This is a genomic window from Streptomyces sp. NPDC087310 (assembly GCF_044744405.1).
Taxonomy (GTDB): domain Bacteria; phylum Actinomycetota; class Actinomycetes; order Streptomycetales; family Streptomycetaceae; genus Streptomyces.
Map to the genome: position 1 here is coordinate 624,063 of NZ_JBIUYF010000002.1, position 14,382 is coordinate 638,444.

The following is a 14,382-nucleotide window of genomic DNA, read 5'->3' on the forward strand; positions in this document are numbered from 1 at the left end:
GAGACTCGACACAGCGCCCCGAGTGGCCGGGAGAACCCGATGAAGAACGGTCCGCTGAAGGACCTGCCGATCGATCTGACCCGGCTCATGGCCATGGACAGCGACCGCGCGGGGCGGCTGCTCCAGCGGGTACGGGACGCCGCCCTGGCCGGGGAACGGCCCCCGGTGGCGCCCCGGCCGGTGATCGGCGCTTCCTGGTCGCGGGTGCTCGACATGGGCCTGGACCCCGGCCGCCCGGCCGGTGGCGGCGCGTTACTCGGCCGGGACGAGCTGGAGCACCGGCGGCGGAGCTCGGCGCTGGGCGACGTGCTGCGGTCGCTCGGCGAGGCGCTCGGCGGCCTGGTGAACGCCTCGGCCCAGGTCATGGTGGTCGGCGACGCCGAGGGCCGGGTGCTGTGGCGCGACGGGAGCCTCGGGGCGCTGCGCCGGGCCGGTGCCATCTGTCTGGAGGAGGGCGCGAACTGGTCGGAGCGGGGCATCGGGACCAATGCCATCGGTACGGCGCTGGCGCTGCGCCGGCCGGTGCAGGTCCACTCGGCCGAGCACTTCGCGCACGCCCTGCACTCCTTGACCTGCGCGGCGGCCCCGGTGCACGACCCGCGTGACGGCCGGCTGCTCGGCGTGATCGATGTGAGCGGCCCCGCCGCCGGCTTCCATCCGACGACGCTGGCGCTGGTCACCTCGGTCGCCCGGCTCGCCGAGAGCGAGCTGCGCGAACGCCACGGGCGGAGCGTCGACCGGCTGCGCTCGGTGGCGGCGCCGATCATGTGCCGACTGGGCGGGCGGGCCCTGGCGGTCGATGTCCACGGCTGGACGGCGGCGGTCACGGGCATGGCGCCGGTGGACCGGCTGCCGCTGCCGAAGTCGCTCAGGGCGGGCCGGATCTGGCAGCCGTCGCTGGGCATGTGCACGGTCGAGCCGCTGCCCGGCGGCTGGCTGTTCCGGGTGGACGAGGAGCCCCGCGCGGAGGGGGCGCCGGGCCGGGTGGTGCTGGATCTGAGCCGGCCCGGGCGCCGGTCGGTCACCGTGTCGGGCCCGGCGGGAAGCTGGACGCAGGAGCTGACCCCGCGCCACGCCGAGCTGCTCTACGTCCTGGCCGCGCACCGGGCGGGCCGCAGCGCGGCGGAGCTGGCCGCCGACGTCTTCGGGGATCCCACCCGTACGGTGACGGTCCGGGCCGAGATGTCGCGGGTACGGCGCCATCTCTCGGGGGTGCTGGCGCACCGGCCGTACCGCTTCAGCGAGGAGGTCGAGGTGGAGGTGCTCGCCCCGGAGCGCCCGGCGGATCTGCTGCCGCGCTCGACGGCCCCCGCGGTGGTGAGCGCGCGGGACCTGCCAGGACCGTGAGAGACGGCCCGCCCCGCCCGTGAGGGGGCCCGCGGCCCATGTGGCGGCGGCCCACGTGCCCGGGGACGGGTGGGGGCCCGCCGCTCCGGCCGTCCCCGCCCCGTGTTCTCCTGGCCCGTATGAGCATCACCGTGACCACCTGGTCCCTGGAGCAGACCTCGCCCGCCGACCTGCGGCCCGCCGCGCAGCCCCCCGCCGGGGTGCGGATCGTACGCGCCGAGGTCCCGTCGCCCGAGTTCAGCCGGTTCCTGTACACGGCCGTCGGCGGGGACGTCCGGTGGACGGACCGGCTGCCGTGGCCGTACGCCCGGTGGTCGGAGTATCTGGCGCGGCCCGGCGTGGAGACCTGGGTGGCGTACGAGAACGGCACCCCGGCCGGGTACATCGAGCTGGAGGCGCAGGAGGGCGCGGCGGTCGAGATCGCGTACTTCGGGCTGATCCCCGCCTTCCGCGGCCGCCGGATCGGCGGGCAGCTCCTGTCGTACGGGGTGGCGCGCGCCTGGGACCTGTCCGAGCGGTGGCCCGGGACCGGGCCGGTGGAGCGGGTCTGGGTGCACACCTGCTCCAAGGACGGCGAGCACGCCATGGACAACTACCTGCGGCGGGGCTTCCGGCTCTTCGGGACGGAGACGGAGGAGGAGCCCGAGGCGGCGGCCCCCGGCCCGTGGCCCGGCGCGCACCCGGCGGTCTGACCCGGCCGCACGCTCCGCACGACCCGGATCAGGGCTTAAACGCCGACACTCCGTGACGGACAACACACCGTCTCATATAGCGGTACGTTATGGTCCACATGGTGGATAACGGTGGACTGGCCAGAGATCCGCGTGACACGCTTCCGTCATGTCCAGCTCTGGAATCGCCTTGGTGAGTCGACGGCACGTCGATCTCTGCCGCATGTCCAGCGCCATCTGTCCGGCGGGCTGAGAGTCCCAGCACCGCCGCGTTTCACTCTTTCTTTGTCCCCTGTGCTGCGCACCCTCGCGTCTCCGCGTGTGTGTGCAGCTCAGAGCAGCCCTCCCGCATGTCTCGAATGGACGTAACCGCCATGGCCGCCACGCCGGAACAGCCGTCCCCCGCCACGCCGCGCCGCAAGGTGAGCCGTCACCGCGGCGAGGGCCAGTGGGCCCGGGGTCACTTCACTCCGCTCAACGGCAATGAGCAGTTCAAGAAGGACGACGACGGTCTCAATGTGCGGACACGCATCGAGACGATCTACTCCAAGGCCGGGTTCGACTCGATCGACCCCAACGATCTGCGCGGCCGGATGCGCTGGTGGGGTCTGTACACCCAGCGCAAGCCCGGGATCGACGGCGGCAAGACCGCGATCCTGGAGCCGGAGGAGCTGGACGACGAGTACTTCATGCTGCGGGTACGGATCGACGGCGGCCGGCTCACCACGGAGCAGCTCCGGGTCATCGGCGAGATCTCGCAGGAGTTCGCGCGCGGCACGGCGGACATCACGGACCGGCAGAACGTCCAGTACCACTGGATCCGGATCGAGGACGTCCCGGAGATCTGGCGGCGCCTCGAAGCGGTCGGGCTCTCCACCACCGAGGCATGTGGTGACACGCCCCGCGTGATCCTCGGTTCGCCGGTCGCCGGGATCGCCGAGGACGAGATCATCGACGGCACGCCCGCCATCGAGGAGATCTACCGCCGTATCGTCGGCAACCCCGACTTCTCGAACCTGCCGCGCAAGTTCAAGTCGGCGATCTCCGGATCGCCGTCGCTGGATGTGGCCCACGAGATCAACGACATCGCGTTCGTCGGGGTGGACCACCCCGAGCACGGACCCGGCTTCGACGTGTGGGTCGGCGGCGGGCTCTCCACCAACCCCAAGATCGGCCAGCGGCTCGGCGCCTGGGTGCCGATCGACGAGGTCCCCGACGTCTACACCGGGGTCATCTCGATCTTCCGTGACTACGGCTACCGCCGGCTGCGCACCCGCGCCCGGCTGAAGTTCCTGCTCGCCGACTGGGGCGCGGAGAAGTTCCGCCGGATCCTGGAGGACGAGTACCTGGAGCGGAAGCTGATCGACGGGCCCGCCCCCGAGCAGCCGCTCCAGCGGTGGCGCGACCACGTCGGTGTGCACCGCCAGCGTGACGGCCGTTTCTACGTCGGGTTCGCGCCGCGCGTCGGCCGGGTGGACGGTGTGAAGCTGGCGGAGATCGCCGCGCTGGCCGAGGCGCACGGGTCGGGCCGGCTCCGTACCACCGCCGAGCAGAAGATGATCGTCCTCGATGTGACCGAGGACCGGGTCGACTCCCTGGTCGCCGGTCTGGAGGCGCTGGACCTGCGGGTCAAGCCCTCGCCGTTCCGGCGCGGCACGATGGCCTGCACCGGCATCGAGTTCTGCAAGCTGGCCATCGTCGAGACCAAGGAGCGCGGCGCCACGCTCATCGACGAGCTGGAGCGCCGTATCCCGGACTTCGACGAGCCGATCACCATCAACATCAACGGCTGCCCCAACGCCTGCGCCCGTATCCAGACCGCGGACATCGGTCTCAAGGGCCAGCTCATGCTGGACCAGGACGGCAACCAGGTCGAGGGCTTCCAGGTGCACCTGGGCGGCGCGCTGGGCCTGGAGGCCGGGTTCGGCCGCAAGGTCCGGGGGCTGAAGGTCACCTCGCAGGAGCTGCCCGACTACGTCGAGCGGGTCCTCGGGCGCTTCGAGAAGGAGCGCGAGGACGGCGAGCGCTTCGCCACCTGGGCCGCCAGGGCCAGCGAGGAGGCCCTGTCATGAGCGAGCGCGCGGCGCCCTTCTACTGCCCCTACTGCGGCGACGAGGACCTGCGCCCCAACGAACAGGGTCACGGCGCCTGGGAATGCGGAGCATGCAATCGAGCCTTCCAGTTGAAGTTCCTCGGGCTGCTCGGGCGTGGCGTTCGGATCCGGCCGGATCAGGGAGCGGGGTCTGGTGTCGTGGATCGCAAGGCGGAGGAGGGAGGCGACGCGGAGCGTCGTCGACCGACGACAACGCCGCGAGGCGCGGCACCAGGGCACGCGAGCCCGGCCGGATCCGAACGCCAGGCCCTTGCGCGAGGACTCCAGCGGAGTGACGGAGGGGAAGAGACATGACGGCACTGATGGAGACCGACGATCCCAGGGCCTTCGCCGAAGAGGCGGGGCGTGCCCTGGAGAACGCGTCGGCCCTGGAGATCCTGACCTGGGCGACGGACACCTTCGGCGCCCGGTTCTGCGTGACCTCCTCGATGGAGGACGCGGTGGTCGCCCACCTCGCCGCCCGGGTACGGCCCGGCGTGGACGTGGTCTTCCTGGACACCGGCTACCACTTCCCCGAGACCATCGGGACGCGGGACGCGGTGGACGCCGTGATGGACGTGAACGTCATCACGCTCACCCCGCGGCAGAGCGTCGCGGAGCAGGACGCCGAGTACGGACCGAAGCTGCACGACCGCGACCCGGACCTGTGCTGCGCGCTGCGCAAGGTCGCCCCGCTCGAAGAGGGTCTGACCGGATACGACGCGTGGGCCACCGGGCTGCGCCGTGACGAGTCCGCGACCCGCGCGCACACCCCGGTCGTCGGCTGGGACGAGAAGCGCCGCAAGGTGAAGATCTCGCCGATCGCGCGCTGGACGCAGGACGACGTGGACGCGTACGTCGAGGAGCACGGTGTGCTCACCAACCCCCTGCTGATGGACGGGTACGCCTCCGTCGGCTGCGGCCCGTGCACCCGCCGGGTCCTGGCGGGCGAGGACGCGCGCGCCGGCCGCTGGGCGGGCCGGTCCAAGACCGAATGCGGGCTGCACTGATGCCGGTCCGCCAGGAAGACGACGTCCGTCGGGAACACGATGTCCGTCAGGAAGACGATGTCCGCCGGGAACACGATGTCCGTCAGGAAGACGATGTCCGCCGGGAACATGATGGGGAGAAACGGTTGAGCGCGACGGAGCAGGGCGCCACGGTCTGGCTCACCGGCCTGCCGAGCGCCGGCAAGACCACCATCGCGACGGCGCTGGCCGAGCGGCTGCGCGGCGAGGGCCACCGGGTGGAGGTCCTCGACGGTGACGAGATCCGGGAGTTCCTCTCCGCGGGCCTCGGCTTCAGCCGCGCGGACCGGCACACCAACGTGCAGCGCATCGGCTTCGTCGCCGAACTGCTCGCCGCGAACGGCGTCAAGGCGCTGGTCCCGGTGATCGCGCCGTACGCGGACAGCCGGGAGGCGGTACGGGGGCGCCACCGCGCCGAGGGCACCGGGTATCTGGAGGTGCACGTGGCCACCCCGGTCGAGGTGTGCTCCGTACGCGATGTGAAGGGCCTGTACGCCAAGCAGGCGGCCGGCGAGCTGACCGGGCTGACCGGGGTGGACGACCCCTACGAGGCCCCCGAGGCGCCGGACCTGCGGATCGAGTCGCACACCCAGTCCGTCGAGGAGTCCGCCGCCGCGCTCCACGCTCTGCTCACCGAGAGGGGTCTCGCGTGACCACCACCGTCGCAGCCGTCACCGAGGGCACGGACGCCCCGTACGCGCTGAGCCACCTGGACTCCCTGGAGTCCGAGGCGGTCCACATCTTCCGCGAGGTCGCGGGCGAGTTCGAGCGGCCGGTGATCCTCTTCTCCGGCGGCAAGGACTCCATCGTCATGCTGCACCTGGCGCTGAAGGCGTTCGCGCCGGCGGCGGTGCCGTTCTCGCTGCTGCACGTCGACACCGGGCACAACTTCCCCGAGGTCCTCGACTACCGCGACCGCGCCGTGGCCCGCCACGGGCTGCGGCTGCACGTCGCCTCCGTACAGGAGTACATCGACGCCGGGAAGCTGCGCGAGCGGCCCGACGGCACCCGCAACCCGCTGCAGACCGTGCCGCTCACGGAGAAGATCCAGGCCGAGCGGTTCGACGCGGTCTTCGGCGGCGGGCGGCGCGACGAGGAGAAGGCGCGCGCCAAGGAGCGGGTGTTCTCGCTGCGGGACGAGTTCTCGCAGTGGGACCCGCGCCGCCAGCGCCCCGAACTGTGGCAGCTCTACAACGGCCGGCACGCCCCGGGCGAGCACGTCCGCGTCTTCCCGCTCTCCAACTGGACCGAGCTGGACGTCTGGCAGTACATCGCCCGCGAGGGGATCGAGCTGCCGGAGATCTACTTCGCGCACGAGCGCGAGGTGTTCAGCCGCAGCGGGATGTGGCTGACCGCCGGTGACTGGGGCGGCCCCAAGGAGTCCGAGACCGTCGAGACGCGCCTCGTGCGCTACCGCACGGTCGGCGACATGTCCTGCACCGGCGCCGTCGACTCCGACGCCACCACGCTCGACGCGGTGATCACCGAGATCGCCGCCTCCCGGCTGACCGAGCGCGGCGCGACCCGCGCCGACGACAAGATGTCCGAGGCCGCGATGGAAGACCGCAAACGCGAGGGGTACTTCTAGCCATGCCGAGCACGCACACGCACACCACCGATCCGCTCGGCGGGCCGCTCGCGGCGACCACGCTGCTGCGCTTCGCCACCGCGGGCTCCGTCGACGACGGCAAGTCCACCCTCGTGGGCCGGCTGCTGCACGACTCCAAGTCGGTCCTGACCGACCAGTTGGAGGCCGTCGAGCGGGTCTCGCTCGGCCGCGGCCAGGAGGCGCCCGACCTGGCGCTGCTGACCGACGGGCTGCGCGCCGAGCGCGAGCAGGGCATCACCATCGATGTCGCCTACCGCTACTTCGCCACGCCCCGGCGGCGGTTCATCCTCGCCGACACCCCGGGCCATGTGCAGTACACCCGCAACATGGTGACCGGCGCCTCGACGGCCGAGCTGGCCGTGGTCCTGGTGGACGCCCGCAACGGGGTGGTCGAGCAGACCCGCCGGCACGCCGCGGTGGCGGCGCTGCTGCGCGTCCCGCACGTCGTCCTCGCCGTCAACAAGATGGACCTGGTGGAGTACGCGGAGCCCGTCTTCGCCGAGATCGCCAAGGAGTTCACGGCGTACGCGGCGTCCCTCGGTGTCCCGGAGATCACCGCGATCCCGATCTCGGCGCTGGCCGGGGACAATGTGGTCGAGCCGTCCGCGCACATGGACTGGTACGGCGGCCCGACGGTGCTGGAGCACCTGGAGACCGTCCCGGTCAGCCACGACCTGACCGGCTGCCACGCGCGGCTGCCCGTGCAGTACGTGATCCGGCCGCAGAGCGCCGAGCACCCGGACTACCGGGGGTACGCGGGCCAGATCGCCGCGGGCACCTTCCGGACCGGCGAGGACGTGACCGTCCTGCCGTCGGGCCGTACGTCGAAGATCGCCGGGATCGACCTGCTGGGCGAGGCGGTGGACATCGCCTGGACGCCGCAGTCGGTGACGCTGCTGCTGGAGGACGACATCGACGTCTCGCGCGGCGATCTGATCGTGCCCACCGGCGACGCGCCCGCCACCACGCAGGACATCGAGGCGACCGTCTGCCATGTGGCCGACCAGCCGCTCGGGGTGGGCCAGCGGGTGCTGCTGAAGCACACCACCCGTACGGTCAAGGCGATCGTGAAGGACATCCCGTCCCGGCTGACGCTGGACGACCTCTCCCAGCACCCGGCGCCGGGACAGCTCGTCGCCAATGACATCGGGCGGGTCGTGGTCCGTACGGCCGAGCCGCTGGCGCTGGACTCGTACGCGGACTCGCGGCGTACAGGATCGTTTCTGCTGATCGACCCCGCCGACGGGACGACGCTGAGCGCCGGCATGGCGGGCGAGGCTTTCGCCGACGGCGCCACCGCCGCCGCCGAGAACGCCGCCGCCGCGGCGGCCGACGACGAGGGCTGGGACTTCTGATGGCGGGCGTCACGCACGACGTCTACGCGACGTTCGCGAAGGAGGGCGGCCGGGTGGGCAGCGGCGCCCTCGGCGCGGGGACGGGCGGGGTGGCGCGATGTGCGCGATGACGTACGCGCACCGCTCGCGCGCCCGTATGCCTCACCAGCCGCACCCGTACCACTCGTATCGACGAAGATCTGCCGACCTCCCGGCCGCGCCCCCGTATCCCTCCAGGGCGTGAGCACCGGGCCAACGAGAGGAACCCCTCCCGTGCCTGCCTCCCGCACCGTCACGCGCCGCCGACTGGCCGCCGTCGCCGCACTGCCCCTGCTCGCCGTGGTGCTCTCCGCGTGCGGTTACGGCTCCGAGGCCGACTCCTCGTCCGAGGCGTCGGGACCCGCGCCCACCGGCAAGGCGCTGTCGGCCGACACCGTGCGCGTCGGCTACTTCCCCAACCTCACGCACGCCACGGCGCTGGTCGGCATCGGGAAGGGCATCCTCCAGAAGGAGCTGGGCGGCACGAAGGTGTCGGCCACGACGTTCAACGCGGGTCCCTCCGAGATCGAGGCGCTCAACGCGCGCTCCATCGACATCGGCTTCATCGGCCCCTCCCCCGCCATCAACGGCTACACCCAGACCGCCGGCAAGGGGCTGCGCATCATCGGCGGCTCCGCCTCGGGCGGGGTGAAGCTCGTCGTCAACCCCAAGAAGATCAAGTCCCTGGCCGACGTCAAGGGCAAGAAGATCGCCACCCCGCAGCTCGGCAACACGCAGGACGTGGCGTTCCTCCACTGGATCTCCGAGCAGGGGTGGAAGGTCGACGCGCAGTCCGGCAAGGGCGATGTCTCCGTCGTCCGTACGGACAACAAGATCACCCCGGACGCCTACAAGTCCGGTGACATCGACGGCGCGTGGGTGCCGGAACCGACCGCCTCCAAGCTGGTCGCCGAGGGCGCCAAGGAGATCCTGGACGAGTCGACGCTCTGGCCGGACAAGCAGTTCGTGATCACCAACATCATCGTGTCGCAGACGTTCCTGAAGGAGCACCCGGACGTCGTCGAGGCGTTCCTGCGCGGCACCGTGAAGACGAACAAGTGGATCAACGCCAACGACGCCCAGGCGAAGGCCGCGGCCAACGAGGCGCTGAAGAATCTCTCCGGCAAGGCGCTGCCCGCCGATGTCCTGGACCCGGCGTGGAAATCCATCAAGATCACCGACGACCCGCTGGCCTCGACGCTCCGGTCGGAGGCCGACCACGCGGTCAAGGCCGGGCTGCTGAAGAAGCCCGACCTGAACGGGATCTACGACGTGAAGCCGCTCAACAAGGTGCTGAAGGCCGAGGGCGAGCCCGAGGTCGCCGACGCGGGCCTCGGCGCCAAGTAGCCCCGTCGTGCTCCGAAATCCCTGCATCCACACCGTTCCCAGGAGGTGACGACCGTGGCATCGACCCTCGCCAAGGCCGCCGAGAGCACCCCGGCGGTGGACCACGCCGCCCGTATCGCGCACGTCTCGAAGTCCTTCGCGACGCCCGCGGGGCAGCAGCTCGTCCTGGACGACATCACGCTCGATGTCGCGCCGGGCGAGTTCGTCACCCTCCTGGGAGCCTCGGGATGCGGTAAGTCCACCCTGCTCAATCTGGTCGCCGGGCTCGACCGGCCGTCCGCCGGGGCGATCGAGACGCCCGGCGGCCGGCCCGCCCTGATGTTCCAGGAGCACGCGCTGTTCCCGTGGCTGACCGCGGGCAAGAACATCGAACTGGCGCTGCGGCTGCGCGGCGTGGCCAAGCAGGAGCGGCGCGGCGAGGCGGAGCGGCTGCTCGGGCTCGTCCGGCTCGACGGGGCGTACGGCAAGCGGGTGCACGAGCTGTCCGGCGGGATGCGCCAGCGTGTCGCACTGGCCCGGGCGCTCGCCCAGGACAGCCAACTGCTGCTGATGGACGAGCCGTTCGCGGCGCTGGACGCCATCACCCGGGATGTGCTGCACGACGAGCTGACCCGGATCTGGCGGGAGACCGACCTGTCGGTGCTGTTCGTCACGCACAACGTCCGTGAGGCGGTACGGCTCGCGCAGCGCGTGGTCCTGCTGTCGTCGCGGCCCGGCCGGGTGGCCCGCGAGTGGCGGGTGGACATCCCGCAGCCGCGCCGTATCGAGGACGCCGCGGTCGCGGAGCTGTCCGTCGAGATCACCGAAGAACTGCGTGGGGAGATCCGCCGCCATGGCCAGCACTGAGACGACGTCCGGACAGGGGACGCCGCGCGACGCGGCGGAGCGGGGCGCGGCGCCGGGCACCGATCTGGCCGGTCTGGGGGCCGGGCTCGACGCGCTGGACACCGTACAGACCCGGCGTACGCCGCTGCGCCAGACCCTGGTCGCGAAGGTGCTGCCGCCGGTGATCGCCGTCGCCGTGGTGCTGGTGGTGTGGCAGGTACTGGTGTGGGCGAAGGTGACCGACAGCTACAAGCTGCCGTCGCCGGGCGCGGTGTGGGGCGAGGTCTCCGACGCGTGGATGCAGGGCACCCTGCTCGGCTACATCTGGACCAGTGTCTCGCGCGGCCTGCTGGGCTTCCTGCTGGCGCTGCTGATCGGCACCCCGCTGGGGCTGCTGGTGGCCCGGGTGAAGTTCGTCCGCGCGGCCATCGGCCCGATCCTCTCCGGGCTCCAGTCGCTGCCGTCGGTGGCCTGGGTGCCGCCGGCCGTGATCTGGCTCGGCCTGAACGACTCGATGATGTACGCGGTGATCCTGCTCGGCGCGGTCCCCTCGATCGCCAACGGGCTGGTCTCCGGCGTGGACCAGGTGCCGCCGCTCTTCCTGCGCGCCGGACGCACGCTCGGCGCGACCGGGCTGCGGGGCACCTGGCACATCGTGATGCCGGCCGCGCTGCCCGGCTATCTGGCCGGGCTCAAGCAGGGCTGGGCGTTCTCGTGGCGTTCGCTGATGGCCGCGGAGATCATCGCCTCGTCGCCGGATCTCGGTGTGGGGCTCGGTCAGTTGCTGGAGAACGGCCGTACGGTCGGCAGCATGCCGATGGTGTTCCTCGCCATCTTCCTCATCCTGATCGTCGGGATCGCCATCGACCTGCTGATCTTCAGCCCGCTGGAGCGGCGCGTGCTGCGCGGGCGCGGCCTGCTGGTGAAGGGCTGATACCGGTGCGAGGACCGGGACGCGCCCTTCTGACGTACCGCGCCGCGCGGCCCGTACTGCTGGTCGTCGCGCACGGCAGCCGCGACCCCCGGCACGCGGCGACCGTGCGCGCCCTGACCCGGCGGCTGCGCGCGCTGCGGCCGGGGCTGCGGGTGGAGGCCGGGTTCCTGGACTTCAACACCCCGTCCGTGGAGAGCGTGCTGGACCGGCTCGCGCGGGAGGACGTACGGGACGTGGTCGCCCAGCCCCTGCTGCTGACCCGTGCCTTCCACGCCAAGTCCGACATCCCGGCGGTGCTGCGCGCGGCGGCGGAGCGCGGCCCGCGCCTGCGGATCCGGCAGGCCGCGGTGCTCGGCCCGTCGCCGCTGCTGGGCGCGGCGCTGGAGCGGCGGCTGTACGAGGCGGGCCTGACGGCCGCCGACAGGAGCTCGACCGGGGTCGTCCTGGCCTCGGCGGGCTCATCGGACCCGGAGGCGATCGCAGTGATCGCTGAAATCGCGCGGGAGTGGCGGCACACCGGTTGGTGCGCCGTGCGGCCTGCGTTCGCCTCCGCATCCCTGCCCCGCACCGCGGACGCGGTCCGCGCGCTGCGCGCGGAGGGCGTCCGGCGGGTGGCGGTGGCCCCGTATGTCATCGCCCCCGGCCGACTGCCCGACCGCATCGCGGCGGGCGCGCGGGAGGCGGGCGCTGACGTGCTGGCCGAGGTGCTGGGCGCGGCGCCGGAGGTGGCCTCGCTGCTCCTGCATCGCTATGACAACGCGGCGGCCCCGGCCAGGGAACTCGTCGGCCACGCGTGAGGCGTGGGCCGTCAGCCGGCCGCGTCGATCAGTGCCGTCAGTTCGGCGACGCTCATCGAGCCCGCCGCGCGGCGCTCCCGCGCGAAGGTGTTGGCTGTCCGCTGAAGCGTGTCGTTGACCGGGGTGGCCACCCCGTGGACCCGGCCCAGCAGGGAGATCTCGCCGTTGAGGTAGTCCGCCTCGATCGTGCCCGTGCCCCGGCTGAGGCTCTGCCAGGACGAGCCGTGGCCGCGCTCGACGCCGGCGGCCGGGTCGAAGGTGATGTGGTCGCCGCGCTTCTCGGCCTGCTCCTCCGGGCCCACGTACGCGATGCCCGCGGCGTCGAGGACGGTCGCGCCCTCCGCCGTGGCGCGCCGCACCAGCTCCCAGGTCTCCTCGCCGATCCCTCCGGTGACGGCCTCGATCGCGTTGGCGAGGTTGGCCAGCAGCTTGGCGTACTTCCAGCGCATCGCGTCCGGCACGACGGGCGCGAGGAGCCTGCCCTTCTCCAGTCCGGCGGCGATCGCGGTGGCCGTCGCGTCCGTACCTGAGGGGTATCGGCCGAGGTGCAGCATGCCGGTGTACGGGGCGCCTCCGGCGCTCACCGCGCCCGGTTCGACATAGGTCGCGGGCAGCCAGACGCACATCGCGTACACGTGCCGGAAGCGCCGCAGGGCGAGCCGTTCGCTCTCCACCCCGTTCTGCGCGCAGACCAGCGGCAGCAGCTCGCCCGCCGTACCACCACCCGCGACGGGCCGGGCCGACCAGGCGTCCAGGGCCGCCGTGCTGTCCTGGGTCTTCACGGAGAGCAGCAGGACGTCGTCCGGGCGCAGTTCGAGCGCCTCGGGTCCGTCGACAACGGGCAGCCGGTGCACCCAGGTGCCGTCCGGTGTGGTGAGCCGCAGGCCGTGTTCGCGCAGCGCCGCGTGGTGCGCGCCCCGGGCGACGAGGACCACGTCCTGGCCGGCCTCCGCCAGCCGGCCGCCCACACTGCCGCCGACCGCTCCCGCCCCGATGATGACGTAACGCATCCCGACCCCCGTTTCCCGACCCCCGTTCAGGTACGACGCCTTCAGCATAGGCGAGCCCGCCGACAGCCCGTGAGCGGCGTCACGTCTGGGTTCGGTGGGCGCGGGTATAACGACCGGACGGTCCTCGCAGGAAGAAGAGGACGGAACGCGACCCGCGAAGGATTCCAGCGTGCGACTTGTGCTTCTCGGCCCGCCCGGCGCGGGCAAAGGCACCCAGGCCGGCCTCCTCGCGGCGAAGTTCGGCGTGCCCCACGTCTCGACCGGCGATCTGTTCCGTACGCACATCGCCCAGGAGACGCCGCTGGGCCTGGAGGCGGACGAGTATCTGCGCGCCGGTGAGCTGGTCCCCGCCGAACTCACCGCCGCGCTGGTGACGGAGCGGCTCGGCGCGGCGGACGCGGCCCGGGGGTTCCTGCTCGACGGCTTCCCCCGCAGTGTGGTCCAGGCGGACGCGCTGACCACGATCCTCGCCGGTCTCGGGAAGCGGCTGGACCGGGTCCTGGAGTTCCGGATCGACGACGAGATCGTCGTACGGAGGCTGCTCGCGCGCGGACGCGCCGACGACACCGAGGGCGTGATCCGGCACCGGCTGCGGATCCACCACGAGCAGACCGACTCCCTGCTCGCCTACTACGCGGGGTGCACGGCCGTGATCGACGCGCTGGGCGAGGTGGAGGACGTCACCCGGCGCGTGCTCGACAGCCTCGGGCAGTAGCCCTTCGCGGCCGGGTCCCCTCAGCCCGCCTTCGGGAACTCCGGCCAGGTGCCGGGGTCCGTGTGGTCGTTCTCCGGGACCTGGGCGTGGGCGTACCAGCCGGCCTTCTCCGCCCAGACGTTCTCGTCACGGCGGCTCACGAACCCGTCGGGCCGCCCCATCGGCCAGGAGTCCGGGACGCCCCAGCCCTTGATCCAGGCGTGCAGCGCCCGCCACCCCGCGCACGGGGTGTCCTTGAGCGATTCGTACACCTTCCCCTTCACCACGCACCAGGGGAAGAAGAGCGCCTCGATCTGGATCACCACCGCCCCGGCCCGGTTGGTCCGGGTACCGCCCGGCAGGTCGGCGAGGGACTTCGACCGGGAGTCGGCCGGGACGAACTGGCAGAAGCCACCGGTGAAGGGGTCCCAGAGGAGATGCGGGGCGACGCCCTTGCCGTCGCCGGAGAAGTACGTCCTGAGGTTCGCGTACGGGACGAGGTCCTGGGGCTCGGCCTCCGTGGCGTTCCTGTCCCAGGTGATGTGGGCGACGGCCTTGGCCGGGCCGCCGTCGGTGGGGGCGTGGTCCCTGATGTCGAGTCTTTCCGCATCGGGCATCCAGAGGTCGGGCATGGTGGCTCCTCGGCGGGGCGGCG

Annotated in this window: 14 protein-coding genes and 1 pseudogene; 13 read left to right on the forward strand and 2 right to left on the reverse strand. The window is 72.1% G+C overall.

The window, feature by feature from the left end; all coding sequences use genetic code 11:
* The first annotated feature begins 39 nt into the window (after window positions 1-39).
* The 12 genes and pseudogenes from ACIO3P_RS08530 to ACIO3P_RS08585 all read left to right on the forward strand — a co-directional run bounded on the left by ACIO3P_RS08530 (window position 40) and on the right by ACIO3P_RS08585 (window position 12,023).
* Window positions 40-1,347, forward strand: a complete 1,308-nt coding sequence (locus tag ACIO3P_RS08530; RefSeq protein ID WP_401848438.1) for a GAF domain-containing protein — start codon at window positions 40-42, stop codon at window positions 1,345-1,347.
* Between the two features lie 119 nt (window positions 1,348-1,466).
* Window positions 1,467-2,039, forward strand: coding sequence for a GNAT family N-acetyltransferase (locus ACIO3P_RS08535; RefSeq protein WP_401848437.1), 573 nt, complete (start codon window positions 1,467-1,469; stop codon window positions 2,037-2,039).
* A gap of 160 nt (window positions 2,040-2,199) precedes the next feature.
* Window positions 2,200-2,271 (forward strand): annotated as a pseudogene (locus ACIO3P_RS08540) (putative leader peptide); the annotation flags it as partial.
* A gap of 121 nt (window positions 2,272-2,392) precedes the next feature.
* Complete coding sequence (locus ACIO3P_RS08545; protein ID WP_329828106.1) at window positions 2,393-4,090, forward strand: nitrite/sulfite reductase; 1,698 nt, start codon at window positions 2,393-2,395, stop codon at window positions 4,088-4,090.
* Between the two features lie 331 nt (window positions 4,091-4,421).
* Window positions 4,422-5,120, forward strand: a complete 699-nt coding sequence (locus tag ACIO3P_RS08550; protein WP_401785536.1) for a phosphoadenylyl-sulfate reductase — start codon at window positions 4,422-4,424, stop codon at window positions 5,118-5,120.
* Window positions 5,121-5,245: 125 nt separating this feature from the next.
* The gene (cysC, locus tag ACIO3P_RS08555) at window positions 5,246-5,791 is read left to right on the forward strand and encodes an adenylyl-sulfate kinase (RefSeq protein ID WP_329821979.1); all 546 of its coding nucleotides are present in this window, start codon (window positions 5,246-5,248) and stop codon (window positions 5,789-5,791) included.
* Window positions 5,788-6,726 (forward strand): sulfate adenylyltransferase subunit CysD, encoded by a 939-nt coding sequence (gene cysD / locus ACIO3P_RS08560; RefSeq protein ID WP_329821980.1) that lies wholly within the window; start codon window positions 5,788-5,790, stop codon window positions 6,724-6,726. Before cysC ends, cysD begins: the two co-directional genes overlap by 4 nt.
* Before the next feature lie 2 nt (window positions 6,727-6,728).
* On the forward strand, window positions 6,729-8,102 hold the full coding sequence (locus ACIO3P_RS08565; protein ID WP_329821982.1) for a GTP-binding protein: 1,374 nt from the start codon (window positions 6,729-6,731) through the stop codon (window positions 8,100-8,102).
* 252 nt (window positions 8,103-8,354) lie between these two features.
* Complete coding sequence (locus ACIO3P_RS08570; protein WP_401785529.1) at window positions 8,355-9,467, forward strand: ABC transporter substrate-binding protein; 1,113 nt, start codon at window positions 8,355-8,357, stop codon at window positions 9,465-9,467.
* Between the two features lie 45 nt (window positions 9,468-9,512).
* Window positions 9,513-10,313: an ABC transporter ATP-binding protein gene (locus tag ACIO3P_RS08575; protein WP_329821984.1), complete on the forward strand. Its 801-nt coding sequence runs from the start codon at window positions 9,513-9,515 to the stop codon at window positions 10,311-10,313.
* Complete coding sequence (locus ACIO3P_RS08580; protein ID WP_329821985.1) at window positions 10,300-11,226, forward strand: ABC transporter permease; 927 nt, start codon at window positions 10,300-10,302, stop codon at window positions 11,224-11,226. The genes ACIO3P_RS08575 and ACIO3P_RS08580 overlap by 14 nt, the downstream gene beginning before the upstream one ends.
* Window positions 11,227-11,231: 5 nt before the next feature.
* Complete coding sequence (locus tag ACIO3P_RS08585) at window positions 11,232-12,023, forward strand: sirohydrochlorin chelatase (protein ID WP_401848434.1); 792 nt, start codon at window positions 11,232-11,234, stop codon at window positions 12,021-12,023.
* A gap of 11 nt (window positions 12,024-12,034) precedes the next feature.
* Here the strand turns inward: ACIO3P_RS08585 and ACIO3P_RS08590 are convergent, their stop codons facing one another.
* Window positions 12,035-13,033: a ketopantoate reductase family protein gene (locus ACIO3P_RS08590; protein WP_401848432.1), complete on the reverse strand. Its 999-nt coding sequence runs from the start codon at window positions 13,031-13,033 to the stop codon at window positions 12,035-12,037.
* A gap of 169 nt (window positions 13,034-13,202) precedes the next feature.
* On the opposite strand from ACIO3P_RS08590, the gene ACIO3P_RS08595 reads away from it, so the two are divergent.
* Window positions 13,203-13,748: an adenylate kinase gene (locus tag ACIO3P_RS08595; protein WP_329821990.1), complete on the forward strand. Its 546-nt coding sequence runs from the start codon at window positions 13,203-13,205 to the stop codon at window positions 13,746-13,748.
* 20 nt (window positions 13,749-13,768) lie between these two features.
* On the opposite strand, the gene ACIO3P_RS08600 is transcribed toward ACIO3P_RS08595, so the two are convergent.
* Complete coding sequence (locus ACIO3P_RS08600; protein ID WP_329821991.1) at window positions 13,769-14,359, reverse strand: hypothetical protein; 591 nt, start codon at window positions 14,357-14,359, stop codon at window positions 13,769-13,771.
* Between the last annotated feature and the right edge of the window lie 23 nt (window positions 14,360-14,382).

Excerpts from the sequence above, each read along its gene's own strand:
- ACIO3P_RS08530 (WP_401848438.1), top strand. The coding sequence starts at position 40 with ATGAAGAACGGTCCGCTGAAGGACCTGCCGATCGATCTGACCCGGCTC.
- ACIO3P_RS08535 (WP_401848437.1), top strand. The coding sequence starts at position 1,467 with ATGAGCATCACCGTGACCACCTGGTCCCTGGAGCAGACCTCGCCCGCC.
- ACIO3P_RS08545 (WP_329828106.1), top strand. The coding sequence starts at position 2,393 with ATGGCCGCCACGCCGGAACAGCCGTCCCCCGCCACGCCGCGCCGCAAG.
- ACIO3P_RS08550 (WP_401785536.1), top strand. The coding sequence starts at position 4,422 with ATGACGGCACTGATGGAGACCGACGATCCCAGGGCCTTCGCCGAAGAG.
- ACIO3P_RS08565 (WP_329821982.1), top strand. The coding sequence starts at position 6,729 with ATGCCGAGCACGCACACGCACACCACCGATCCGCTCGGCGGGCCGCTC.
- ACIO3P_RS08580 (WP_329821985.1), top strand. The coding sequence starts at position 10,300 with ATGGCCAGCACTGAGACGACGTCCGGACAGGGGACGCCGCGCGACGCG.
- ACIO3P_RS08590 (WP_401848432.1), bottom strand. The coding sequence starts at position 13,033 with ATGCGTTACGTCATCATCGGGGCGGGAGCGGTCGGCGGCAGTGTGGGC.
- ACIO3P_RS08600 (WP_329821991.1), bottom strand. The coding sequence starts at position 14,359 with ATGCCCGACCTCTGGATGCCCGATGCGGAAAGACTCGACATCAGGGAC.